Source organism: Burkholderia sp. Ax-1719 (genome assembly GCF_011753055.1).
In the GTDB taxonomy this organism is placed as follows: Bacteria; Pseudomonadota; Gammaproteobacteria; order Burkholderiales; family Burkholderiaceae; genus Paraburkholderia.
This window is the reverse complement of the sequence record NZ_VWWJ01000004.1, coordinates 401,636-425,261: the sequence shown is the minus strand read 5'-3', so window position 1 is coordinate 425,261 and position 23,626 is coordinate 401,636. Positions and strand designations below refer to the sequence as shown.

Below are 23,626 nucleotides of genomic sequence, written 5' to 3'. Positions count from 1 at the left end.
CAGTGTGCACTACCTGTGGCCGGGCCATCCAGACACGCGGCGCAGCATCCGCAAGGCTTCGCCCTTTGCTAACTTCATCGTTTGGCAAATAGCCGCCGTCGATTCGCGCGTTCCGGGACAATGGCATTCCCGCTACCCACTGCGAGGCGGAAATGAGCGAGCGCCGAAATCCCCTCCTTCTCCATTCGGTCAGACGATTCCATTCGTTGACCGGCCGACTTTTCGCAAGCACGCGCCACGCGCTGCAGCTGTGGCTCCGGCGACCACCAGCCGCCGGTTGCACGGTCGCCCTGGCGGCTGGCGTGGCGCTCGCGCTTGCCGCTTGCGCCCCGGCGACGCCCTCGCAGTCCCAGTCACTTGAGCCAGAAGTCGCCAACCTTTCGCCACTGGCCAGCCAGCTGTTCACGGGCCACGATCAGGCCGGCGCGTACTACTCGCTGGACGCGAAGGCGACGTTTGCCATCGATGCACCTGGCAAACTGCGCCTGCTGGACGTGCGCTCCGGCGAGCCCATTCCTGGCGCCGCCGATATGCAAGGCGAGACGATGTCGACGGCATGCAAGCCCTTTGGCGCGGTGGCAAACCAGCGCACGACATGGTTTCCTTACACGGGCGTTTTCGTGCGCGGCGGCACGCTTGTCGCGGTTTCTTCCCGTGGCGGCAATATTGGCATCAAGTCGCTATCGGCGCGCAATGATGGCGCGATGATCTACACCGGCCACGATGCGGACGAAGTCGAGTTCTTCTACGCGCCGTGCGTCGGCGCTCAACGCGTGACACACGGCTGGCGAACCCAGCACTACATTCCGGACGGTTCGGTGCTGCGGGTGCGCGCGGACGCCGGCACGCGCGTCGACCTGCAACTGCCGCAACGTTTTGTTCCCTACGTGCTGCTGCGTTATCGCTCGGGGGCAATCATCCCGGTGCCCATGCGCGTGGTACTGGCCACCGTCGACTTGAGCAGCCGACGCGTCGTGCTGCAATACCAGAGTACCTTTGCGGCGGCTGTGCCGATCCGCAAGATCGAAATGCGCCTGATTACGCCAGGCGGCCTGCCGTCGTCGGGTGAAACCGCTGCGCGCTATCAGGAACGTACCCAGGCCATGCTGCAAGATCTGGCCGCGTGCCCGCCGCCGCGCGCACACGCAATCGAAGCCTGCGCCACACCGTCACGCATGCCGAATCCGCTGATTTACTATTCATCGGCGGAACTTGCCAGCCAACGGCAGACAGCAGCGGCTAGAGCTTCGCCGTAGGCAGCCACGGCGCGATGATTTCGAAGCGGTCAGCCGTCGCGTGGCGTGAAATGTGCGCAACAACGCGAGCGCAGGCGGATATGGCTCATTCGTCGCCTTGCCACCACGCCTTCGGCTGGGGCGCATCGATCGCGGAGTCCTCAAGGCGCGTGCCCACGAGCCAGCGAGGACGCTTGCCCTTGCCCGACCATTCGTTGCCGGTGACCGGATCGTAGTATTTTGCGGGCAGACCGGCCGCAAAATACTGCAAACCTTGTCGACTGAGCGTGGGCGCCGCTATCGCACAGGGGTATCATCCGCTTCTAGCGCGCCTGCAACAGACACTGCAGCGCTTCCTTCCATGCGCCGTTTTGCATGTGAGGGCTAACCTAACTGAATCGAAGAGGTTGATGCATGAATATGAAATGTCCGCAGCGCTACTCTGTCTGGGAGAACGACAAAGGCGTAGAGATCTTCGTTGAGGAAGCCAACTACGTAGAGGACGAGGACGAAGGCGAGGAACCGTTTTTCACGGTTAGCGTGGTCGCGTATCGCGATCGGGACAACGTGAACGCGATGGGCGACGAAATGGACCCTGACGAATGGGCAGACTTCATCGAAACAAACGGATTCCGACAAACCAGAATCGAGCCGCCCAGCTCCGACTAACGCGTCCTTGTTGCGATGACGCGGCGTGGCGGTCTCATCCCCCCGCACAAATTGACTAATGGCCGTTCAATACGCGTCAGGCGTCACGCGCAATCGGCGCTGGGTTGCGCTTTGCCCCGCGCCGGTTAATGGCTTCGCTCTAAAAAGAATGCTCTTCTTACGGCGAAGGTCGGTATCGCGCGCGGCTTGAACGACAGGTGCGTGCCGCCTGCATAGCCGTTATCGCCATCGTCGACGCGATATCCGCAAGAGAACGCCTTCAAAGCGCTCACACGCGGATGCCCATTACTGGGCACGTCTGGTCGATTGGCCCGACCGTAGACAGCACTTCTACGACGCGCTCATCAGCTTCCAGAATTTCTGCGCAGGACTGACATCCGATACAACCGCGGATGCCGCTGCCTCAGCCGTACGCGCCTTTCGTTTCATCATCTTATTGTTGCTTGTGCTCGCCGTCTCGATACAGGCAGGTCAAGTTTTTGCAGGATACAGGAAGACTACGGAGCTATTAGGATAAGTATTCTTATCATAAGGTATGCATTTATCTAGTAAACTCGATTGTATGAAAACGCGTCACACCTCCCTGCCCGCCCTGGATTCTGCACAACCAGAAGGCTTTCCCGATGCCGCCGAACTCGCCGTACTGCGTGCGTGGTATGCAGGCGTGGCCGTGCGGCCCGCTGTCGAGCGCTATCTGCCTTCGGCCTTGGGCGAAGGAAAGTCCGCGCGCGGCGTGCTCGGGCGCATCCGGCGCAGGCTTGTTGCTATCGCCCGCGCCGTCAATCGCGACGATCTGGCCACGCTCCTCGATCACCCCGCGGACGAGCGCCCGCAGCATGCGAAAGCCGTCGCGCAGGCCATCGACATCTTGCGCACTTCCCGCCCACGCGAACCACAGATCGCCGACGACATCGCGCAGTGGTTCGCCCCGCGCGCCGTGCGCGTGCTGCAGGCCTATGGGATCACGACGCTCGCCGATCTCACCGTGCGCATTCCACGCCGTCGCCAGTGGTGGAAGGTCGTGCCAGGACTTGGTGCGGCCAGCGCCCGCGTCATTGAAGCGTTCTTCGCGGCATGGCCCGCGCTCACGGAAAAAGCCCGCGCGCTGGTCGTCGCAAGCCAGCGCGGCGACATCGTGCCGTGGGAATCGATCCGGGTGCCGCATGAGGTAGACGGCACGGAAGGCACGTTCCGCGCCCCGGCCGCCACCTGCACGCTCGACGCGACCAACGACTATCAGGCCGTCCAGACCTGGCTTTCGCTGCACGAATCGCCCGCCACGCAGCGCACGTATCGCAAGGAAGCCGAGCGGCTTATCCTCTGGGCCATCGTCGAGCGCGGGCGCGCGCTGTCCTCGCTCACCACCGAAGATGCCATCGCCTATCGCGCGTTCCTGCGTCACCCTTCGCCACATGGGCGCTGGGTCGGGCCGGTCCGGCCGCGTACCTCGCCCGACTGGCGGCCGTTCAATGGCAGTCTTTCGGCGCGCTCGGTAGCACATGCGCTGTCAATTCTCGGAGCGCTGTTCCGCTGGCTCATCGAGCAACGCTATGTGCTGGCCAATCCGTTTGCAGGCGTGAAGGTGCGGGACGCAGCAGGCACAGGCGTGCTCGACGCATCGCATGCCTTCAGCGAAGGCGAATGGGCGCTCTTACGGACGATTGCCGATGGGCTGGAGTGGTCGCACGGCTGGTCGGCGCCCGCGGCGCAGCGTGTGCGCTTTCTGCTGGATTTCGGCTACGCGACCGGTTTGCGCGCGAGCGAGTTGGTTGGCGCTACGCTTGGCCACGTCGAATCCGATCCGCGCGGCGATCACTGGGTGCGCGTAACAGGCAAGGGGAAGAAACTCGCGCGCGTGGCGCTGCCGCCGCTCGCATGGGACGCGCTCACGCGCTATCTGGTCGAACGCGGGCTGCCGGTCACACAGATACACTGGCGGCCGGAAACGCCAGTCATCGGCAATCTGGAGGCGGATAGCGGCAGCGTGACGGGAACAAGCATCAGCAGCGTGCGCCTGTGGATGGTCATGCGCCGCTTCTTCCTGCTGGCCGCGAAGGTAATCGAATCGGATCATGCGCCGCTTGCGGAAAAGCTGCGCCGCGCGAGTCCGCACTGGATGCGCCACACGCACGCTACGCACGCGCTCGGACGCGGCGCGGAACTAACGACCGTGCGCGACAACCTGCGTCACGCCTCGGTCTCAACGACGTCAATCTACCTGCACAGCGACGAAGTCAAACGCGCGCGGCAGATCGGGGATGCGTTCTCCAGGCGAAATTGAACAAGCTGCTACAAGCAGTTGCGACGCGAAGGAGCGCCCAGATCCGGCGTTCAGATATGTCGCCCCGGCTCAGCAGAGGCTTGTTCGATGGATCATCGAGCACGCCGTTCGAGCTCGCGAACGGCGCCGCCATTCAAATCGGCACCAACGTCGGAATCGCGCTTTTGCCGCGCGCCATATAGCGCAAAAAAGGCGGGCACGGGCGCTTATCGAATCCTTGAAAAGGCCGGGAGCGGGGATCATTGATCCCACGCCCCTCCACCAGTAGTACCGTAAAACATCAAGGGATGGAACTGTCGTCGCCCTGATTCTGAACAAATAGCTGTTGTATATCTTTGTTAAGCCCTTTGAACCGGTAAATCCGCTTCGTCACTTTGCTGCCTTCTCCACCCACACCCAACGTTCCGGTTCCTTCCTCTGCGTCCACTGTGAGCCCCACATTGCCCTTTCCTGACACGTTATAAAACTCTTCGATTTCGACTTCTTCCGCGTTATCGATTCGTCTTGCGATTGCCAGCTCCTGCGCAACGCGCGCCTGGTGCTGCGCAAATTTCATCTGCAAATCCTGCTTTGCAACTTCGGCGCGCAGTTCATCGACACCCTCCGCGGATGCTTTGGCAACGGCGTTGGCTGCCAGTTCAACGCCCTCCACGACTAGCCAGGCAGTTGGATTTGCGTATTTCAGGGCGGACTTCGCCATGTCCCATGCCGCCATGCTCAACCTCGTTTTGTTGTCAATTGTTTAGCGATATCGCACCGATCCGACGATCAAGGAACGAACACACGCTTATTTACTAAAATGCGACGTGTTGAAACGCTAGCGTCAGCGCCGCCCAGTCGCTTCGGTCCTTATCACTCGCGCCAGCCTTCGCGCGCAATTCGCTGCGACGCGCCTCTACAGGCTGCAAATCCTCCAGTTGCACGTGCGCAATCACATCGGTCACGCTTTGCATCAGCCCCGAGTAAAGCTGCGTGCACGCTTCATCGAGCCACTGGCCGCGCTGCAACGTCCGGTCCTGGCTCGCTTTCACGTCACTCTCCTCGCCGTAATATTCGACTCCAACTTCCGCCAGCAGGGCAACCACCTGAATCACGGGGGCAGCCCTGTCGGCCCAACGGCCAAGCGTCTTGGTCCATCGGCCCTTGAGGCCCGGAATCTTCAGCTTGCGGCCAAACTCCAGCAGCGTTTGCACATGCTCCTTGTGGACGCCTTTCATCCCGTCAAGCGCGGCGTCGAGAATCTTGTTGCCGAACTCGCTGCCGCTTGCGCCGTTTCCCTTGGGAAGCTCAAGCCCGTCTGCGGCGAGCGCCGCGCCGATGCGCCCCTTGACGTTCTGTTTGAGTTCCTTCTCCAGCCAGGCCTGCACGATCTCGCTCACCGACTCGCCAACCTGCGTCAACGCGGCCATCACCATGTCGCGCGAACCGCCTTGTGCAATAGCTTCGCTAATCGTCGGGCGCCGCAGCGTCAGCTCGGTGCGAATCCTGCTGGACGCGGCATTCGTGAGCAACCGGTACTCTCGGGTAATGTGACCGATCTGTGCGTCGACTTCCTGCATATCCCCTTGCGGCGCCGCCTCACGGTTGATCGACTCCGACACCGGTTGCAGCAGTGAGCGCTCGAGCCCCGTGCAGATCTGCTGCAGAAGCTGCTTCTCGCTGTCGTATTGCACAAGCCAATCGCGGAAACGCAGCATGAAGACGTCGAAGCGGGAATGCTCAAGCAGCACGGCCTTGTTTTCGAGTCGTGCGCGACAAGCCGACTTGATGTTCATGAGAATCGTAGGCACCGTGTCGAGGGCCGCCTTGTCGAATCCACGCCGCTCGGCATACGTGTGAAGCATGTGGGTAAAGCGCGCCTGAATCGCTTCGATCTGCGCGGGATCGCCATCTTCGTAGTTCAGGACTATGAAGAGAGGCCGCTTCTGTTCGAGCAGATCGAAGATACGATTCATAATGTCGCTCGCATCCTGGTCCTCCTGGCGCAGCACGAACACGATCAGGTCGGCACGCCGCAACTGCTCGAGGCTGATTGCCTCGTGCTCGATCGGCGCGTTGACGCCAGGCGTGTCGAGCAGCAGGTGACCGTCCCATTCATGGAAGTCCACGGCGTCCGTCGTGGGCACGTCGCCGGCCTTCGCCACCTCGCGCCCAACAAGAGCATTGATCAGTGTGCTCTTGCCGGCGTTGTAGGCGCCGAACATCATGACGTGAACCTTCTGCTTCTGGATACGCTCCTGCCATTCGGCGATGATCGCCTCGGCGCCAGGAAGGTATCGCATTGCCACTGGCTCAGCCTGTTCAAGCAGCGACTTGTATTGTTCAAACGGATTCACTTGCACTCCTCCTTCAACCTCTCCAGTTGCTTTTCGCTTTCGTCGACAACGCGCTCGATCCGCGCGACCTCAGCCATCACCTGCTCGACGCTGTCCCGGCACCGCTCGACCACCTTGGCAACCGCACCCGGAAGGCGCTTGCGCAAATCCTGCGAGATCGCCTCATATAGGCGCGTGTAGCTCACGCCTACAGAAACGCGCTGACGCTCTGTTTCGACGAGATAGTCACCGCCCTTCTCGCCCAGCAATGAGCTCACCACACCGCCCAGCAGGCCGCCAACGGCCTCGCCCACACCCACGCCCGCGATCGTCCCGGCTCCCGGAAACAGGGAACCGATCAGTCCGCCGAGGATTGCGCCGCCTATTCCCGCCGCCCCGGCGACCGCGCTCTTCTTCCAGCGGCCTCGCGTGACCTCGCACTCTTCGGTGACATCGTCGAAAGCGCCATACTGGCCATCGTTCAGGGCGAACAGGGCGGCGTCCATCTCTTGCGCGTATTCCGCCAATTCGCGCGCAATGTGCTCTTGCACGCTCTGGTGAACCCGCGCGCGCAATTCGCCATGCACCGCGGCACTGTCACGCGTCGATTTGTGCCGTTCGAGCAAATCGGCCAGTTCGCCGAGCACCTCATCCAGCACGCTGCTACCGATTTTGGAAGCGGCAGAATCCAGCGATTTCGCCGCTTCCGCAGCGCTCTTGCGCATGATTTCGAGCTGCGGCCGTATCTGCTCGTTCAGTGGCCGCACAACGTCTTTTTCAAGATGACTGAGCATGAGCACGGCCGCCTTGCGCTGCTTGATTTCCGTCGCGGCCTCGGCGATCTCGGTGAGGCCACCGAACAGACGCTGAAACCCCGCACCCTCCAGCGCCTCGTCAGGCTCCGGACTTTTGCGAACCACCAGTGCTGAAACCGATACGGGGGAGTGCACAAGGCCCTCGTCCATCTCAGCCTGGCGCAGTTTGGCCTGCGCCCGCTTGAGTACATCGCCTTCCTGGAGTTCGCGGTTCTTCGCCGTCTTGTTCTTCAGAATCGTGACGATGGCACCATCGAGCTCGTCCTCCTCTGACATGTCGCTCTTCGTAATAACGGGTAGCAACGGCTTGTTCCGTTTGAGCTCCTCGCGCAATTCGTCGAGTTCCTGTACCTGGCCCGGCGACGTCGAGCTCGTGAGCCACAGAACACCATCGGCGCTGTCGGTGAAGCTTTTGGTCAGAGCGCCATTTGCCTCCGTGACCGAGTGCAGGCCCGGCGTGTCGAGCAAGATGAGCTTGCTGCCAAGCCGGATTCCCTGGATACGTGCTGTTGCTTCCGTTGCTGCTTCTACGAACGGCCCCTGGGTATCAATGCTTTCGCCGTTTTCGAAATAGAAATACTGGACTGGCTCGCCATGTCGTTTGAATCGCTCCGCAAGGAAATTGCAGAACGAACTCTTGCCGGCATTGACCTTGCCGAAGACAAGCAGGATGCCCTGGTCACAAAACTGTTCGCTAAGGCGTCGCATGGGTCCGCTGCTGTCCAGCCCGCGCGCCCAACCGGCCACGCATTCGCCGATTTGACGCCGAAGGTCGTGGATCTGGCGCGCGAGTGCACCGCCTGCCTTGACCCCCTTGACCTCATTGTGCTCGAGGACGAGTTTCGCCTCCAGTTTGAGCTTCCAGCCATTCAGTTCGTCGACCCGGACCTGCATGTCCTTTGTGACGTACTCGAACTGTTTCAACTTCCTGATGAAATGCGCTTCTGGTGTCTGCACTTTAGTCGTTCCGTTCACTTCCTGGCCCCGCGAGTGATTCGAATCCATGTTTTATTCGTGCGCTCGATGCTCACGGTTTCGCCGCCACCGCGTTTCCCTCACCGTTCGCAGTTGCATCCTGTTGCGCCATCACCGAGCGAATCGCCTGCGCCGCCTCCTCAAGACGTTCGATTTCGGCCTTCAGGCTATCCATCTCGGCAACATGCAGCTGCGTCTCCACCGTGTCCTGGTGCCGTTTTTCGAACTTCATCGACACTGCGGGCGTCGACGTGGCTGAGCACGCCATGACCAGTTCCTTGATTTCCGCATCCGTGACGGGGATGTGGTGCTTCTGAAAGAAGCTTTTCAACATGACCGCCGATTCACTTTCCGCAATACGCCGCGCCCCCGCCCGTTTCGCGACTTCCTGCTGGAATGCGGACGACGAGGTGCTACTGGACGAAGACGACGTGGGCGAAGGAATCGCGTCCGTTACCTTCTGAATGCCATCGGCAATGGACTCGAGTGTCGTTTCCGCCACCGACTCCAACATGCTGCCCAAACTGGAAAAGAAACCCATGCCTAGATCGCCCCGATTTTTCTGTGAATATCTGCTTGAAGCGACTCAAACTCGCTCTTGAAGCGCGTCAGCCGCCTGCTGCGCTCGTTCGTGAGCGCTTTCAGGCGCGCATAACGGTCTGCACCCGCGGAGGCCAGTTGCGCACGCAGGACGATACCCGCTATCCGCCGCTCTTCGGCCCGTGCGGAGAACACCTGACGGACCGCATGGGCGATACGGGCTTTCAGCACCGGCATGCCGCTCTTTTCGATCAGCAGTGGCTTGCCGCCTTCGCGTCCGCGCCGGTAGCGCATCGCCGAAACGGGCAGAATCTCCAGTGAAGCGACCTGTTCCTTGATGATGCAAAGGATGTCGGCAAACGTGTCTTCACCGACCTCCTCAATCTGCGTGATAACCACCAGCGCCTCGCGCCGGGAATGCCTGGCTTCGGCCGCAAGCTCCGCGAGCAGCGCCTTTTCGCTGGCGTCGAGTTCGCCTTCGCGCGCCGAGTGGACAAAGAGACGGATATCCGCCTCCTCCCAGCTCCCGCGCAATGCGCGCCTGTCGTCCTCGGTCTGGACGTCGGCGTCGAGTCCCGGCGCATCGAGCCAGCGCACGCCGTCCTGGTCGAAGGCGTCCAGATCCGTGGTCTGACGCGCATCGGAAACCGCGAACACGCCCTGACCAATCAACTCGTTCAACAGCGTGCTCTTGCCGTGATTGAACTTCCCCAAAACTGTCACGACCGGCAGCTTGCCGGTGTCTGCGAGCTGTGCGAAGCGAGCCGCATCGGCGGCGCGCTCCGGAATCAGCTCTGAAATCACTGTCAAGTCCATGAATTCATCGCAATAGATGACGAAAGGCGAGCGGGTCGAATCGTCCCGCCCGGGTTGTACGCAAGTTAGCGGCGGCTGCCAGCCGGAAACGGCCACGCCGCCGCCGGGTTGAGCGCCGTCTTGACCGTATTCGAAGCCAAGGGTGCCGCCCGCGTGTCCTCTGCAACGTTGACCGCCTTTGCGGCCCGCTTGGCCGCCGCCTTCTTCGCAGCAGGGGGCGGTGATGCCTGGCCCGACGCTTCACGCTTGAGGTTCGAGGCGTCGGCCTTGCCGAGATAGCCGAACACCTGCTCCGGCGTGAAGTCGAATTGCCGGATCTGCGAGCGCACCAGGTCGAGCGCCTGTTGCACGTCCTGCAATCGCGACTTGAGGGAAACCTTTGGGACGTCTTCCGTCGATTCGCTCTTTTTTCGTACCGCCATGTTTTCCATTCTCCACGTTGCCTGACGCTCAGTCACACCCGACCCAGCAATACTCCTGCCGCTCGCACCGACATCACGCTCGCGAATTCCGGCGCGATGGACCCGACGTAATCGACCAATTGCCGGTTGAGGCACACGTACAGCGCACGCTTGCCGGCCGCGACCGCGCCATGCAGGACGCCGATTGCCAGCTGCGGCTTGCCCAAGCCGGCCGTACCGTTCACCCGCAGCCGGAAGGCTTCGAAGTGGATGTTGCGCGCCCACGTGGCCAAGCCACTCGACACCTGGGTCATCAGTTTCGATGCCGCACCGATCATCGCCCCCACATCGGGCATCAACGACAACTCGCCCGTCAGGAACTGATGAATCCCGTCATGGCAGGGCAGCGGCGGTTCGTCTGCGGGCAATATCTGTTGGACGATGTCGGCCAGCCATTTGCCGCGAGTCGCATCCACGATATGGGCAGGGTGCACACCCGCGATGTCGCGATTGATGACCGTGTAGTCCGGGCAATACAACAACTCCTCTACGCCGTAGTTGCGTGGCGTGAACGCGTCGGACAAACCGTCGCGCAACGCCGACACCGATCGCGATATCTGTTGTGTCACGCTCTTCGGTTTGCCGGAATAAGTCTTCGCGAGCCTTTCGGTGATCTCCTCCAGGCAGCCCGCCTTTTGCCCGATCGCCATAATCCGGCCGGATGGGCTGACGACAACAAAGTCCAGGTCTCCGAACACCGATAACCCCTTCGCGAGTCGTGTCCAGTGCACTGAGTGATAGACCGTGTAGTCGTCGGGCAAGCCGGTTTCGAGTTGCTCCAGCGTTTCGAGCTCGCGCGCGGCCCCTCCGGCCGTGCGCAGCGCCTTCCAGCCGTCAGGAAGAATACGCGCCATTAAGCCCCCCCCTGGAGACGGGATGCAAAACAATTCCCGGTGCGGTTATGTACGCGGCCAAACCTGTCTTAACCGGCTCGACACCTGCTCGATCAAATTCGCCCGTGACCGCGTCAATGCAACGGTGCCGCAGCGCGGACAACGCGAATGAATATCGATTTTCGGTAGCAGAACGTCGCTTTGGGGCGTAAACGTGTGTTTCCATCCGCATTGACCGCATTTCAACGTAAAGGGTGCTGGACGTATTGGCATAGAGTCTCTCGCAAACGCTACCGGGTATCCAGAGGGTTACGTCAAATCCTTCATTCACTCCCGCGGATCGATTTATCCCCGTTGCGCGGCGGCCTTCACCGAATCGACATAGGCACCGACTGCGGCCGTACCCACAACCGCGGCGACAAAAACAATCGTAAATGCCGCCAGATGTTGCAGCGGGGAGGATTGGCAACTCGTCAACATGTTCGCTCCTGAGCAGGGTTTCGATTGAACAGCATCTGTGTGCTGCCCTCCCACGATAACCACTGCATGAGACAAATCGTGTCCGAGTCCCCAGCGACACCGGCAATCGCACGTCCACTCACGCTCCCTCGTAGAGTGCGGCCAGCGCCCTGGCCTCCGCCGCCAACTCCGCCCGCAGGCTCGCCGGGTGCAATATCTCGACGTTCGGCCCGAACGCGCGCAGCCACCACCGCAGCCGCTGGGTTGACAGCACGGTGCCGCGAACATCGAGCGTGTCCCCGCTATGGATGGCTTCCTGATCATCGGACATTGGTGCTTCGAGCAGATGGTTCCCCGCGCCGCTCCTGAAACGTAGCCTCAGGTCGATTTCGCCCTCCACAATGAAGTCGAACTGGCGTTGCTCGCGCACGTAGACCGAAAGCCGGAACCCACGCGGATAGGGAAACGCCTCGGGCAACATGGTTGCACGCGCAATGCGATCCATCCGGTACATCGCGGGCTTCAGATGACGCGGCATCGCCGCCACGAGATACACCAGCCCGCCCACCTCTACCATCCCGAGGGGGTGCACGATCTTCGCATCTGCATTGTCGGTTTTCGTGCGAGGCTGGTAGACGACTTCGAGTTGCTGCTCGTTAAAGAGCGCCTGCGAAACCGTCGTGAAGATGTCGAGGTTGACTTCGGGGTATCGCAGCGAGAAGGCGCCCGTTTCAACCTCGATCTTGTCGATCCACTTGCGATAGCGGCGCTCATGCTCGCTGTTGGCCGCCGCCAGCCGCTTGCCCGCCACGTCGAACAACGGCGCGAGCGTTTCGGCGACCAGTGCCGGAATCCGCCACGTTGAAAAGCGTCGCAACGTCTGCAGCGCCAGCGCCTCGTCGTGCGTCATCATGCCAGCCGCTTTTGCGGCAAGACCACTCGCGCCTGCCACCTTGCGCCAATACTTGGCACGCCCGCGCCACTCCACTTCGACCAGCCCATTCTTGAGCATCTCGTCCAGCTCGCGATGCACCGTCCGCAAGGATCGCGGGTCGAGCACGTTGACACTGAGCTTGCGATGGACCTCCCGGGTGGAAAGGGGTAGGTCATCTCTGCCCGCATCGGGCAGGATCAGCATGATTTCTCGATCCAGCATCTCGAAAATAGGATATGAAAAGCCGTTTAGATGCAATATTTTTAGTTAACGACTGGATTCTCGATTTCTTAAGCGCTTATCCCCTAGTTCTGGCACCGGGCGTGACGTCACGCCCAAGGACCGCTTTAAGGCCGCTAACTGCACCAAAAATTTTAAGGGGTTGAGTGCGAAAACGTCGATGGAAGTTGAATATCGAGGTTACACCACGTAAATCAAAGTACCCTACTGGTCTAGCCTCGGCGGCGGAACCAAATGGCCGCCCCAGATGCTCGTCGACCAAATCTTGACACTACAAATACTATGTGAAACGCATAGATCCGTCTGATCGTACCGCTCGTCGCACTTGATGCTGCATCTCGCACATATCGGCTAAAGAAAATAAGCCGCCATATTCCGTTGCCTGCCGTGCGCCAAAGAGACCAGCTTCACCCCTTGCAGATCGCGCAAGGCGGCAGTCGGTCGGCTAGAGCCGACCGCATCGGGCAGGGGTCGGCCAAGATAGCGTTCATTGGGACCGATCTCTGGACGCTCAGGCGGCATATCCGCCAGCGCATGCGGCCATTCGATTCTCGGCGGCGAATGTTGTTTCATCAGCCTGATCCGACATTAGGAAATCAGCGTTTGTGAGCCTGTTACAGGTTGCCCTCCTACCATCCGCACTTCCTGCTGTAGCGAATGCTAGGCCTCAATGTGAGCGGATGCGTACTTTCGACTCAAGCCTCAAAGGTTCCGGGTGGACACCGTTTTTCTTGTATCGGGATGGTGGAGGTCCGAATTTGCCGTGGGCAGCTACAGACCTACAAACTCCAGACGTCGGATAGCGGAATCGAACGGCCATCGATAAATTCACGATCGACGATAAGTATCAATGCCGCAGTGATAATATTGCACGAAAGCAGCGCCGATTTACCACTACCAATCAATGTTGCTAACTATGAAGATCACGCCAACAACTCTAACTCTCCAATAGTTTTTCTCCGGTGGACATGAACAGTTTCTAATACCGGCGTACTAGAGGCGTTACCGGCGGTGATCGACCGGGCACGGTATGCATTGGGGATGTTCGAGTATCACGCCATCTGCCATAAAAACGAGTATTACCTTGCAAATCCTGACGACCTCGAACTGGAGCACATCGTTCCCAAAGCGGCTGACAAGCCGGGCACCAAGATTGTATTCGGCGATTGGCCGACCTATCTGGGCGAGGGTGGGAAAACTAAACACTCAAAGATGCTTCATCGTGATGGGAATATGACCTTACTTGCGGACGAATTGAATGTGGTTGCATCCAATAACCCGTTTTTCGCCAAACGCAAGGATTATGCTAAGTCCAACATTCGTTTGACCAAACACTTGGCAGACTATTCGAATTTTAAATTCAAGACAATTGAATACTGGTCGCAAGCGTTTGCGCAGCAGGCAGTGAAGATCTGGAAAGTCTAATTGTTGGCAGCGAGTCCGTACGCGTTCCGCTTACTTTCTTATAGCTGCGTCTCCGCCAATCCAGCAGCGATGGAAGAGGCACTGGTTCTTCCTAAGGATTTTCTTTCTAGCAACTAGTTATATCGTATCGATATAGCCAATCCGCGTGAGCTGGGTCTTCGCATCCCATCGGGCAATGAAGCAGGAGCAAACGAGTTCTGGATTCCAGGGGGTAAGCTTCCGACGGGCAATCTTGAGGCAGTGATCGATGCCGGGGGGGGTCCAGACACGCGATATACTGCAACTCCTGTTGATTTTTGACGCTAGTTTTATGGATTCCCATATGAGATTCGAAGACAGCTATTTCTCTCGTGATCAGCGCTACTCGTTAGGTCGGGAAATGGATTCGGGAAAATATTATCTCTCGATTCCAGTTAGTAACCGACTAGTCGACTACGAAGAATACTACGAAATCACGGAAGCTCAAGCTGATGCCTTTGTTCGCAATCCAGAATTGGCTGTTGAGTTCGCCGACCAATGCAGGAACCGACTCATGGACGATCGACTGCTTGTACAACCTGGTACCGATCGGGGCGTAGCGAGCTAACAAAGGCTGGGTCGCCAGCGACGCCGGTGTTGCCCTCCGCGCTGCCTGGTCCAGCCCAGCAGCGCGAGCGCACCTGCGTAGACCTTCACGCGTGACCTCCACTTCGGCCTGGTTATGGATTTTCTGGTTGTCTGTCCACGTCGAACGCAGAGGATGCGCTGCACCTCGCCTGCATATGAGCGAGTCACCGCAGACCGCTGACAAAAGGCCAGCGGATATACGTAACCCCGACGCCAAGGTTTTTCGATGAATCCATCTGACGGCGATGTACTCATCGCCATAAATTCTGGTTCGTTCGGCGCCGTACTGCGCGGTGAACGACTTCCGTACGCTACGCCAGCGGAAATAAACGATGATATGCTGCCAACCGATCATGCTGAATTGCTTGGCCATGCCATCTATCCACTTGCGCGGCAGCATGGAATCTCCTTCATTCAAGAGAAACTTGAAAGAGCCTTGATAGAGGCATGTAGCGACGCCTTGGGCGTTTTCTGCGCGATCCAGTGTTTTTATCTTGAGATACGACGTGAAGCACGAAATAGCTCCCCGCTGCATCTTGACCGCGATGAACTACCAAAATTGCTCGCAGCGGGGTTTCTGAGGGAGTCAACTGGGCTCCATGCGCTGGGCCTGCATCCCAAAGACCTTAAGTACGATCGCTCATACTTGGTGACGTTGTCTCGCATGTCAATTCTTGAAGAACAATTCCAGATCGATTTGGGTGTCTCTTTGCCGAAATCATAATTCTGGGTGCAGACAAAATCCTGGACTATATGGAAATAGTCCATGTATTACAGATATTTTCTCCACCTCGCTCCCTGCTCCAGACACTCTCCCCAAAACTTAAAGCGAGTGTTCACGGGGAGCAAAACTGTCGCTGCCGAATCTGCGATTTCGACTGTGAGATGCTGTTCGACTTCGCCGTAAAATTCGTCGACAACTCCCTTTCATATGCAGCGCAGGAAGCTGAGATCAAACTCGAATGTTCAACGCGCAAGGGTGCGCTGGAAGAACGGCGCAAGCACCGAAACCGCCTCGTCGACATACTGAGGGACGTCGTACAGTGACATGTGGTTCGCACCTTCGACGATGTGAAACTGTTTGTCCTTGCTCGCCGCGCGTGAGAACAGGTCGTCGCTCATCCACTTACTGCCTGCCATGCTGCCGGCCACGATCTGCAGGGGCTGGGTCAGAAACGCTTCGGCCTTGTTATAGGCGTCGTAGGTGATGATCTGGTTGAGGCTGCGTGCGGTCATAAAGCCGGGCGCATTCGGATGCTCGCAGCGCGGCGTATGGTAATACTCCCAGGCTTCTTCCAGTTCCTTGTTCGGCGCGTCTTCGCGGCGCATCGGTGCGAGCGGCAGCGTCGCCAGTTGCGCGTTCGTCGCATCACTGGTGCGTGCCTGGGAACCGGCTGCGATAAAAGGAATCGCATCTGCATCTGACACCGTGTTTTCCCAGCCATTGCGAAACATCTGGCCGATGTTGACCGCGCTGACCGTCCCCACCGCCTTGATGCGGCGATCGTTGATGGCGGCGTTCGCGGTATAGCCGCCGCCCGCGCAGATGCCCATCGCGCCGATCAGCTCTACGTCCACATACGGCAGCGTCATCAGATAGTCGATAACCGCGCTGATGTCTTCGGTACGGATGTAGGGATTCTCGAGCTGACGCGGCTCGCCGGTACTCGCGCCCTGATACGAAGCATCGAAAGCGATGGCCACGAGGCCGTTTTCTGCCAGCTTGCGGGCGTACAGACCCGCGGTCTGTTCCTTCACGCCGCCACCCGGATGCGCGACCACCACGGCCGCGTACTTGCGGCTGGCGTCGAAATCCGCCGGGACGTGGATGTCGGCCGCCATCGTCACGCCCTGGCCATTGAGATTCTTGAAGTTCACGCGTTGCATGATCGGTTTGCTCCTGGGTGGAAAGTCCGTTGCGATGGAGTTCATCTTAGGCGGCTCTTTGGTAAAGAAAAACGGCCTCGCAAACACATCAGTGTTAAGCTGATCTTGACAATAAGCCAACTGGACATTCGCGATGGACACCTCGCTCCTCCCCGCGCTCGCCTCGTTTGTGAACATTGCCCGACACCGCAGTTTCACCAGGGCGGCCACGGAAATGGAGGTGTCGCGCGCAGCTCTCTCGCAACAACTCAAGACGCTAGAACAGCAACTCCACGTTCGCCTGCTCCATCGCACGACGCGCGACATGTCGCTCACCGAAGAAGGCCAACGCCTCTTCGATACGCTCGCGCCCGCACTCGCCACCATCGAGCGCGCGGTGTCCGAACTGGACGAAGCGCATGGCGAGCCCGTCGGGCAAATCCGCGTGAGCACCTCGCGCGTGGCGTCGCGGCTGCTGCTGGAACCGCACATGGCGGCGTTCCTGGCGAGCCATCCCGGGTTGCGCCTCGAACTGGTGATGAGCGACGGATTTTCGAATATCGTGGCGGAAGGTCTCGATGCGGGCATCCGCCTTGGCGAGAGTCTCGACGAACACATGGTCGCCGTGCCCGTGACGCCCATGCTGGAGATGGCCATCGTCGGCTCTCCGGAATACTTCGCGCGCCACGGCATACCGGAGACGCCCTCGGATCTCATGCGTCACAACTGCCTCTCCTATCGATTCACGTCGAGCGGCACGATCGATCGCTGGTCGTTCACCACGCCCGGCACAGAAGCACAAACGATCGTCTACGAGCCGCAAGGCAACGCGGTTTTCAACGACGACGACAGCATGCTTCGCGCAGCGGTACAGGGCGTGGGGCTCGTACAGCACATCGATCTGTGCGTGCGTCATCACCTCGCCGACGGATCGTTGGTGCGCGTGCTGAAACCGTGGTGTCGCCCGTTTCCGGGCTTCTATCTCTACCTCCCATCGCGCTTACAGATGCCCGCGAAAATGCGCGCGTTGATGGACTTCCTCATCGCTCAGCGCGAACAGTTCGAACAGGAACGAGCCTTTCCAATATAGGTAAAACGAAGAGACTTCAAGCGCTATTCGCATCGCGCGCATCGTTGATTACCAAAGTACGGAACGCACGAATCACATGCATTGCGCCCGCTGATACCCGCAGGTTCAATGCGTGAGATCCGTTCATATCCGCTTTGGAATCTCACATGCAATACAAAGAATTTGAGTACATCCGGTTCGAGCCGCAACACGACGGCGTGATGCTCGTCACGCTGAATCGGCCCGACGTCCTGAATGCTACGAACAATAGAATGCACTGGGAGCTAACCCAGCTCTGGGGCGTGCTGAACGACGACCCCATGGTCAAGGCTGCGGTCGTCACCGGCGCGGGCGACCGCGCGTTCTCGGCAGGCGGCGATCTGTCCGTTGTCGAAGAGATGTCGAACAGCCACGAAGCCACCATGCGCGTGATGAAAGAGGCCGCCGACATCGTCTACAACATGCTGGCCTGCGATAAGCCCATCATTTCCGCGATCAACGGCACGGCCGTCGGCGCGGGCCTCGCCGTGGCGCTGCTGGCCGATGTGAGCGTAATGGCCGAAGAAGCCCGCCTGACCGACGGCCACACGCGCCTGGGCGTTTCCGCGGGCGATCACGCTGCGATCATCTGGCCGCTGCTGTGCGGCATGGCCAAGTCGAAGTACTACCTGATGACAGCCGATTTCATCGATGGCAAGGAAGCGGAGCGTATCGGCCTCGTCACCTTTTGCGCGCCTCGCGCCGAGGTGCTGACGAAATCGCTCGCGATTGCCGCCAACCTCGCGCGGGGCAGCCAGAGCGCCATCCGCGCGACCAAGAAGTCGCTCAACAACTGGATGCGCCTCGCCGGACCGGTTTTCGACAACTCCCTCGCCATGGAAATGCTCTGTTTTCTGGGACCGGACGTCAAGGAGGGTCTGGCCGCACTGCGCGGCAAGCGGCAACCGGATTTCCCATCGGCCCGTTTGCCGTCATAGGGCGCAGAGGCCACGCGGTGCGCAGTTCCATCCCGCGTCGCCGCGCTCTTTTACCTAACTAATAATAGTTAATATGAGACAACTCACCCTGCTGCTCGACGGGATGACGCATACCGAAGGCGCACGCTGGCACGACTCACGCTTCTGGTTTAGCGATCTGTACTCCGAACGGATTTATTCGATACGCGAGGACGGCAGCGACCTGTGCACCGAACTGCACGTGCCCGAGTGCCCTTCCGGCATCGGCTGGCTGCCCGATGGACGTCTGATCGCCGTGTCCATGCACGATCGCAAGCTGCTGCGCCGCGAACATGACGGCACCGTGGCCGTGCATGCCGATATGTTTCCTCATCTGGAATTCGAGCCGAACGACATGGTCGTGGATGCGCAGGGCCGCGCATGGGTGGGCAATCTCGGCTTCGACGTCATGAAACTGGCGCCACGCCGCCCTGCCAGGCTGGCGCGCGTGGACCCTGACGGCTCGGTCGCGATGGTCAGCGAAGGGCTCCATTTCCCCAACGGCCCGACCATCATCGACAACTGCACGCTGGTGGTGGCGGAATCGTTCGGCAATCGTATGTCGGCTTTCGATATCCAGCCCGACGGTTCGCTATCGGCGCGACGCGACTGGGCAAGCTTCGGCCCGCTGCCGCAAAGCGACGACGTGCTCAAGTCGATCGGCGAAATCCGCGTTGCGGCGGATGGCATCTCCAATGTCGATGCCGAAGGTGCGATCTGGGTCGCCGATTTCACGAAAACGCGCGTGCTGCGCGTCGCGCCAGGTGGACGCATTCTCGACGAGATCCAGACCGGCGATCGCAACTGCTACGCCTGTGCGCTGGGCGGCGAGGACGGCCGCACGCTGTTCCTGTGCGTCACCCCCGCCGACTTCAATCCGGACCTGCGCCGCACCAACCCGCTGAGCGCCGTGCTGTCCACCCGGGTCGACGTCGCTGTCGCCTGAGGGTTCTGTCCATTCACGTGGGAGCTTCATGACGACATCATCCAATACTGCTTGCTCTGCGCGCGAGAAAGCGCTCGCCTGGATCAGGCAGGGCCGCAAGCGCCTTCTGATCGACGGGGCGTGGATCGACGCTGCGTCGGGCAAGACCTTCGGGGTCATCAACCCGGCCACGGAGGAACCGCTCAGCCAGGTCGCCGAGGCCGATAGCGCGGACGTCGATGCAGCAGTCATCGCCGCGCGCTGTGCCTTCGAGGCGCCGTCCTGGTCCGCCCTGTCACCGCACGCCCGCACCCGCACGCTGCTCAAGATCGCCGACATCATCGAGTCGCATATCGACGAACTGGCCGCTATCGAATCGCTCGACAACGGCATGCCCTTCTGGTTTGCCCAGGGCGCGGTGACGGCAGCGGTCGACATCTTCCGCTACTACGCCGGCTGGTGCTCGAAGGTGCTGGGCAGCACAGTGCCGTCCGACAGCAGCACGCTGATCTACACGCTGCGCGAACCGCTCGGCGTTTGCGGCCAGATCATTCCCTGGAACGTGCCGATCCTGATGGCCTCGATCAAGTTCGCCAACGCGCTGTGCTGCGGCAACACGGTGATCCTCAAGCCCGCCGAACTGGCATGCCTGACGTCGATCCGTCTTGCCGAACTGGTCGAGGAAACCGGTTTGCCGCCAGGCGTCATCAACGTGCTGCCGGGCTTCGGCGCGACGGCGGGCGCGGCGCTCGCGCAGCACATGGGCGTGGACAAGATCGCCTTCACCGGTTCGACCGCCATCGGCAAGCAAATCGTGCGCGACGCCACCTCGAATCTGAAGAAGGTCACGCTGGAACTCGGCGGCAAAGCGCCCAACGTGGTGTTTGCCGATGCCGATATCGACAAGGCCGTCCATGCCGCCGTCAAGACGTTCTGCGGCAACTCCGGCCAGGTGTGCTCGGCGGGCACGCGCCTGTTCGTGCAGGAAAGCATTCACGACGAGGTCTCCGAACGCGTGGCCCGGCTCGCCGCCACCTGGAAAGCGGGCGACCCGTTCGCGGCGGATACGAAGCTCGGCCCGCTGATTTCGGCGCAACAGCGCGAGCGCGTCTGGTCGTATATCGGCGCCGGTCAGGAAGGCGGCGCGGCGCGGCGACTGGGCGGCAACGCGTGGCGCGGCGCGGGCTACTTCGTCGAGCCGACGGTGTTCGACAACGTGCGCAACGGCATGCGGATCGCCCAGGAGGAGATTTTCGGGCCGGTGCTCTCGATCATCCCGTTCAAGGACGAGCACGACGCGGTGCTGCAAGGCAACGATACAAGTTATGGCCTGTCGGCTGCGGTCTGGACGCGCGACGTGTCCCGCGCCCACAAGGTCGTGCGCGCACTCAAGGCCGGCCGCCTGTGGATCAACACGTTCGGCGAATCCGACCCGGCCATGGCCTTCGGCGGCTACAAGCAATCGGGCTGGGGACGCGAGTTCGGTCAGGAGTCGATCGAGGCCTACACGCAGACGAAATCGATCATGGTCCGCCTGTGAGCGCGGCCCCTCTAACACAAATCAATCCAACAACAAGGAGACATGCCGTGGACCTGAACACGCCAGCATTCGTACAAGGCAACAAAAATCTGCTGATCGGCGGCCAATGGGTCGAGCCCCGCTCCGGCGAATACATCGACTCCATCAATCCCGCTACGGGCGAAGTGCTTTGCCGTATCGCCCGTGGCGATGCGGGCGATGTGGACCGCGCCGTGAGCGCCGCGCGTCGCGCTTTCGAAGGTGCATGGAGCCGTTTCACCGCGCACGAACGCCGCAAGCTGCTGCTGCGCGTGCACGACGCGATCCTCGACAACTTCGACGAACTCGCGCTGATCGAGACGCTGGACATGGGCGCGCCGCTCGCGCGCACTCGCGGCTACAAGGAATGGCTGTCGCAACTGCTGCAGTTCTATGCCTCGCAGACCGGTGCGGCAACGGTGGCGGCCAGCCCCTTGTCCATCGCGCCCAACTTCACCGCCCTCAAGCACTTGATGCCCGTGGGCGTGGTGGGCGGCATCATCCCGTGGAATGGCCCGCTGATGGGCTTGTGGTGGATCTACGGCCCGGCGCTGGCGACTGGCTGCACGGCAGTGCTCAAGCCCGCCGAAGATGCATCGCTGTCGTCGCTGCGGGTGTCGGAACTGATGATGGAAGCGGGCGTGCCTGACGGCGTGATCAATGTCGTCACCGGTTATGGCAAGGACGTGGGCGAGGCGCTGTCGGGCCATATGGGCGTCGATCGCCTCGCCTTCACAGGTTCCGTGGGCACCGCGCAGGCGATCGTGCGCGCTTCGGCGGGCAATCTCAAGCGGCTGCAACTGGAGCTGGGCGGCAAGTCGCCCGACATCATCTTCGCCGATGCCGATCTGGACAAGGCCGTGCCCGGCGCGGCGATGGGCGTCTTCACCAACAGCGGTCAGGTTTGCGTGGCAGGCACGCGCGTTCTCGTGCAGCGCGCCATTCACGACGAGTTCGTGCAACGCATGGCCGCGTTCGCCAAAACCATCAAGATCGGCGACGGCCGCGAGCCCGGCACCCAGATCGGCCCGCTGATCTCGCAGCGCCAGCTCGAACGCGTCATGCATTACGTCGATATCGGCGGCAAGGAAGCGCAGCTGGTGCACGGTGGTCAGCGACTCAGCGGCGGGCTTGCGAACGGCTATTTCGTCGAACCGACGGTATTCGCCGACGTGCGCAACGACATGACCATCGCCCAGGAGGAAATCTTCGGGCCAGTGGCTTCGGTGATTCCATTCGACACTCTGGAGGATGCGCTGCAGATCGCCAACGATACGCCCTACGGCCTCGCAGGCGGCGTGTGGACGCGCGACCTTGCCACCGCGCACAGAGCCTCTCAGGGCATTCGTTCGGGCACGGTCTGGGTGAACTGCTACGGCGTGATCGATCCGGCCGTGGGCTTCGGCGGAACGAAGATGAGCGGCTATGGCTGGAAAGGTGGCAAGGAACATGTCGAAAGCTTCCTTTATCCGAAGGCCACCTATATCAACCTGGATTGATGACCGGTCACAAGAAAAACACAGGAGACAATCATGAAAGGCATCGTTTTCAGAGGCGACAGGAAGCTGGAGATTCTCGATTTCGACGATCCCACGCCCGGCCCGCTCGACGCCATCATCGAAATGAAGGCCTCGGGCATGTGCGGCAGCGATCTGCATTTCTATCGCAACAAGCCTGCCGATGTGATCAAGTCGCTCGGTTTCAAGGACCTCGCCTCGCGCGGCATGTCGGAGGACACGCCGATCATCGGCGGCCATGAGCCCTGCGGGCAGATCGTGGCGCTCGGCGTGGCCGTCGATCCGCGCGCATTCAAGGTGGGCGATCGCGTCGCGGTGTTCCACTACGAAGGCTGCCAGCACTGCGACCACTGCCGCACCGGCTGGACGCAGATGTGCAGCCACGGCGCGGATATTCACGGCATCATCAAGCACGGCGGCCACGCGCACTATATGCAGGTGCCCGTGACGTCGCTCGTGCAACTGCCCGACGAAGTGTCGTATGCCACCGGTGCGGCCATTTCGTGCGGCACGGGCACAGCGTGGGGCGCGCTGCTGCGGCTGGACATCACCGCACGCGACACGCTCGCGGTGTTCGGGCTCGGGCCGGTTGGACTTTCGGCGGTGCAACTGGCGTCGGCGATGGGTGCGGAAGTGATCGGCATCGATATTGCCGCCGACCGCGTCGAGCGCGCGAAAGACTTCGGCGCCGCCCATGTGATCGACGGCAGCAAGGAAGACCCGATCGAAGCGATCCTCAAGCTCACCGGCGGTCAGGGCGCCACCTGCGCGATGGACTGCGCGGGCGGCGACATTCCCAAACAGCAGGCCGTGCGCTGCACGCGTGCGTGGGGGCGCATCGCGCTGGTGGCTGTGGGCGGCAATCTCAATGTCGACGGCATGAAGGACGTGATCGGCAAGCAGCGCACCATCATCGGCTCGTACACGATGTCCGAAGTCAGCATGAAAAATTGCATCCACTTCGTCGCCGATCATGGCGTGGACGTGGACAAGCTCTTCACCGACCGCTGGAAGCTCGAACAGGCCGACGAGGCCTATCGTCTGTTCGACGGCCAGGCCGGCGGCAAAGGCGTGTTCCTGTTCTGATTCCGA

Annotated in this window: 23 protein-coding genes; 12 read left to right on the top strand and 11 right to left on the bottom strand. The window is 60.7% G+C overall.

Going from position 1 to position 23,626, the window contains the following annotated elements; all coding sequences use genetic code 11:
- Positions 1–206 precede the first annotated feature (206 nt).
- Positions 207–1,256, top strand: a complete 1,050-nt coding sequence (locus F3J17_RS11430) for a hypothetical protein (protein WP_240160911.1) — start codon at positions 207–209, stop codon at positions 1,254–1,256.
- Between the two features lie 85 nt (positions 1,257–1,341).
- Here the strand turns inward: F3J17_RS11430 and F3J17_RS11425 are convergent, their stop codons facing one another.
- A complete protein-coding gene (locus F3J17_RS11425; RefSeq protein ID WP_205194727.1) occupies positions 1,342–1,506 on the bottom strand; it encodes an H-NS family nucleoid-associated regulatory protein in 165 nt (54 codons plus the stop codon).
- Between the two features lie 143 nt (positions 1,507–1,649).
- On the opposite strand from F3J17_RS11425, the gene F3J17_RS11420 reads away from it, so the two are divergent.
- The gene (locus tag F3J17_RS11420; RefSeq protein ID WP_167057612.1) at positions 1,650–1,904 is read left to right on the top strand and encodes a hypothetical protein; all 255 of its coding nucleotides are present in this window, start codon (positions 1,650–1,652) and stop codon (positions 1,902–1,904) included.
- Positions 1,905–2,466: 562 nt separating this feature from the next.
- On the top strand, positions 2,467–4,185 hold the full coding sequence (locus tag F3J17_RS11415; RefSeq protein WP_167057609.1) for a site-specific integrase: 1,719 nt from the start codon (positions 2,467–2,469) through the stop codon (positions 4,183–4,185).
- A 280-nt stretch (positions 4,186–4,465) separates the two neighbouring features.
- Here F3J17_RS11415 and F3J17_RS11410 read toward each other — a convergent pair whose 3' ends face one another.
- The 9 genes from F3J17_RS11410 to F3J17_RS11370 all read right to left on the bottom strand — a co-directional run bounded on the left by F3J17_RS11410 (position 4,466) and on the right by F3J17_RS11370 (position 13,146).
- Entirely contained in the window at positions 4,466–4,900 is a 435-nt protein-coding gene (locus F3J17_RS11410) for a hypothetical protein (protein WP_205194726.1), read from the bottom strand.
- Positions 4,901–4,979: 79 nt separating this feature from the next.
- The gene (locus F3J17_RS11405; RefSeq protein ID WP_167057606.1) at positions 4,980–6,521 is read right to left on the bottom strand and encodes a GTPase; all 1,542 of its coding nucleotides are present in this window, start codon (positions 6,519–6,521) and stop codon (positions 4,980–4,982) included.
- Positions 6,518–8,320: a GTPase gene (locus F3J17_RS11400; protein ID WP_167057603.1), complete on the bottom strand. Its 1,803-nt coding sequence runs from the start codon at positions 8,318–8,320 to the stop codon at positions 6,518–6,520. The genes F3J17_RS11405 and F3J17_RS11400 overlap by 4 nt, the downstream gene beginning before the upstream one ends.
- Before the next feature lie 22 nt (positions 8,321–8,342).
- Entirely contained in the window at positions 8,343–8,831 is a 489-nt protein-coding gene (locus F3J17_RS11395; RefSeq protein WP_167057600.1) for a hypothetical protein, read from the bottom strand.
- Positions 8,832–8,833: 2 nt separating this feature from the next.
- Positions 8,834–9,742, bottom strand: coding sequence for a GTPase (locus F3J17_RS11390; RefSeq protein ID WP_167057598.1), 909 nt, complete (start codon positions 9,740–9,742; stop codon positions 8,834–8,836).
- Positions 9,712–10,068 carry a hypothetical protein gene (locus F3J17_RS36225; protein ID WP_240160910.1) on the bottom strand — a complete coding sequence of 119 codons (357 nt, stop codon included), beginning with the start codon at positions 10,066–10,068 and terminating at the stop codon, positions 9,712–9,714. Before F3J17_RS36225 ends, F3J17_RS11390 begins: the two co-directional genes overlap by 31 nt.
- A gap of 32 nt (positions 10,069–10,100) precedes the next feature.
- A complete protein-coding gene (locus tag F3J17_RS11380) occupies positions 10,101–10,961 on the bottom strand; it encodes a nuclease-related domain-containing protein (protein ID WP_167057595.1) in 861 nt (286 codons plus the stop codon).
- A gap of 577 nt (positions 10,962–11,538) precedes the next feature.
- Positions 11,539–12,537, bottom strand: coding sequence for a WYL domain-containing protein (locus F3J17_RS11375; RefSeq protein ID WP_240160909.1), 999 nt, complete (start codon positions 12,535–12,537; stop codon positions 11,539–11,541).
- Positions 12,538–12,924: 387 nt separating this feature from the next.
- A complete protein-coding gene (locus tag F3J17_RS11370) occupies positions 12,925–13,146 on the bottom strand; it encodes a hypothetical protein (RefSeq protein ID WP_167057589.1) in 222 nt (73 codons plus the stop codon).
- A 438-nt stretch (positions 13,147–13,584) separates the two neighbouring features.
- On the opposite strand from F3J17_RS11370, the gene F3J17_RS11365 reads away from it, so the two are divergent.
- The 3 genes from F3J17_RS11365 (at position 13,585) to F3J17_RS11355 (ending at position 15,328) form a co-directional block, all read left to right on the top strand.
- A complete protein-coding gene (locus F3J17_RS11365) occupies positions 13,585–13,998 on the top strand; it encodes an HNH endonuclease family protein (protein WP_345891169.1) in 414 nt (137 codons plus the stop codon).
- A 322-nt stretch (positions 13,999–14,320) separates the two neighbouring features.
- Complete coding sequence (locus F3J17_RS11360; protein ID WP_167057586.1) at positions 14,321–14,584, top strand: hypothetical protein; 264 nt, start codon at positions 14,321–14,323, stop codon at positions 14,582–14,584.
- 246 nt (positions 14,585–14,830) lie between these two features.
- Positions 14,831–15,328, top strand: a complete 498-nt coding sequence (locus F3J17_RS11355) for a hypothetical protein (RefSeq protein ID WP_167057583.1) — start codon at positions 14,831–14,833, stop codon at positions 15,326–15,328.
- Positions 15,329–15,570: 242 nt separating this feature from the next.
- On the opposite strand, the gene F3J17_RS11350 is transcribed toward F3J17_RS11355, so the two are convergent.
- Positions 15,571–16,491: an alpha/beta hydrolase gene (locus F3J17_RS11350; RefSeq protein WP_167057580.1), complete on the bottom strand. Its 921-nt coding sequence runs from the start codon at positions 16,489–16,491 to the stop codon at positions 15,571–15,573.
- A gap of 133 nt (positions 16,492–16,624) precedes the next feature.
- Here F3J17_RS11350 and F3J17_RS11345 point away from each other — a divergent pair, with 133 nt between their 5' ends.
- From F3J17_RS11345 to F3J17_RS11320, 6 genes are all read left to right on the top strand, one after another.
- Entirely contained in the window at positions 16,625–17,560 is a 936-nt protein-coding gene (locus F3J17_RS11345; RefSeq protein WP_167057577.1) for a LysR family transcriptional regulator, read from the top strand.
- Positions 17,561–17,706: 146 nt separating this feature from the next.
- Positions 17,707–18,516, top strand: coding sequence for an enoyl-CoA hydratase/isomerase family protein (locus tag F3J17_RS11340; protein ID WP_167057574.1), 810 nt, complete (start codon positions 17,707–17,709; stop codon positions 18,514–18,516).
- Positions 18,517–18,589: 73 nt separating this feature from the next.
- Positions 18,590–19,480 (top strand): SMP-30/gluconolactonase/LRE family protein, encoded by an 891-nt coding sequence (locus F3J17_RS11335; RefSeq protein ID WP_167057571.1) that lies wholly within the window; start codon positions 18,590–18,592, stop codon positions 19,478–19,480.
- 28 nt (positions 19,481–19,508) lie between these two features.
- Positions 19,509–20,999: an aldehyde dehydrogenase family protein gene (locus F3J17_RS11330; RefSeq protein WP_167057568.1), complete on the top strand. Its 1,491-nt coding sequence runs from the start codon at positions 19,509–19,511 to the stop codon at positions 20,997–20,999.
- A gap of 47 nt (positions 21,000–21,046) precedes the next feature.
- Positions 21,047–22,516 carry an aldehyde dehydrogenase family protein gene (locus F3J17_RS11325; RefSeq protein ID WP_167057565.1) on the top strand — a complete coding sequence of 490 codons (1,470 nt, stop codon included), beginning with the start codon at positions 21,047–21,049 and terminating at the stop codon, positions 22,514–22,516.
- A 33-nt stretch (positions 22,517–22,549) separates the two neighbouring features.
- A complete protein-coding gene (locus F3J17_RS11320) occupies positions 22,550–23,620 on the top strand; it encodes a zinc-binding dehydrogenase (RefSeq protein ID WP_167057562.1) in 1,071 nt (356 codons plus the stop codon).
- The last annotated feature ends 6 nt before the right edge of the window (positions 23,621–23,626 follow it).

Excerpts from the sequence above, each read along its gene's own strand:
- F3J17_RS11420 (WP_167057612.1), top strand. The coding sequence starts at position 1,650 with ATGAATATGAAATGTCCGCAGCGCTACTCTGTCTGGGAGAACGACAAA.
- F3J17_RS11415 (WP_167057609.1), top strand. The coding sequence starts at position 2,467 with ATGAAAACGCGTCACACCTCCCTGCCCGCCCTGGATTCTGCACAACCA.
- F3J17_RS11410 (WP_205194726.1), bottom strand. The coding sequence starts at position 4,900 with ATGGCGGCATGGGACATGGCGAAGTCCGCCCTGAAATACGCAAATCCA.
- F3J17_RS11400 (WP_167057603.1), bottom strand. The coding sequence starts at position 8,320 with ATGGATTCGAATCACTCGCGGGGCCAGGAAGTGAACGGAACGACTAAA.
- F3J17_RS11395 (WP_167057600.1), bottom strand. The coding sequence starts at position 8,831 with ATGGGTTTCTTTTCCAGTTTGGGCAGCATGTTGGAGTCGGTGGCGGAA.
- F3J17_RS36225 (WP_240160910.1), bottom strand. The coding sequence starts at position 10,068 with ATGGCGGTACGAAAAAAGAGCGAATCGACGGAAGACGTCCCAAAGGTT.
- F3J17_RS11380 (WP_167057595.1), bottom strand. The coding sequence starts at position 10,961 with ATGGCGCGTATTCTTCCTGACGGCTGGAAGGCGCTGCGCACGGCCGGA.
- F3J17_RS11375 (WP_240160909.1), bottom strand. The coding sequence starts at position 12,537 with ATGCTGATCCTGCCCGATGCGGGCAGAGATGACCTACCCCTTTCCACC.
- F3J17_RS11370 (WP_167057589.1), bottom strand. The coding sequence starts at position 13,146 with ATGAAACAACATTCGCCGCCGAGAATCGAATGGCCGCATGCGCTGGCG.
- F3J17_RS11360 (WP_167057586.1), top strand. The coding sequence starts at position 14,321 with ATGAGATTCGAAGACAGCTATTTCTCTCGTGATCAGCGCTACTCGTTA.
- F3J17_RS11355 (WP_167057583.1), top strand. The coding sequence starts at position 14,831 with ATGAATCCATCTGACGGCGATGTACTCATCGCCATAAATTCTGGTTCG.
- F3J17_RS11350 (WP_167057580.1), bottom strand. The coding sequence starts at position 16,491 with ATGCAACGCGTGAACTTCAAGAATCTCAATGGCCAGGGCGTGACGATG.
- F3J17_RS11345 (WP_167057577.1), top strand. The coding sequence starts at position 16,625 with ATGGACACCTCGCTCCTCCCCGCGCTCGCCTCGTTTGTGAACATTGCC.
- F3J17_RS11340 (WP_167057574.1), top strand. The coding sequence starts at position 17,707 with ATGCAATACAAAGAATTTGAGTACATCCGGTTCGAGCCGCAACACGAC.
- F3J17_RS11335 (WP_167057571.1), top strand. The coding sequence starts at position 18,590 with ATGAGACAACTCACCCTGCTGCTCGACGGGATGACGCATACCGAAGGC.
- F3J17_RS11330 (WP_167057568.1), top strand. The coding sequence starts at position 19,509 with ATGACGACATCATCCAATACTGCTTGCTCTGCGCGCGAGAAAGCGCTC.
- F3J17_RS11320 (WP_167057562.1), top strand. The coding sequence starts at position 22,550 with ATGAAAGGCATCGTTTTCAGAGGCGACAGGAAGCTGGAGATTCTCGAT.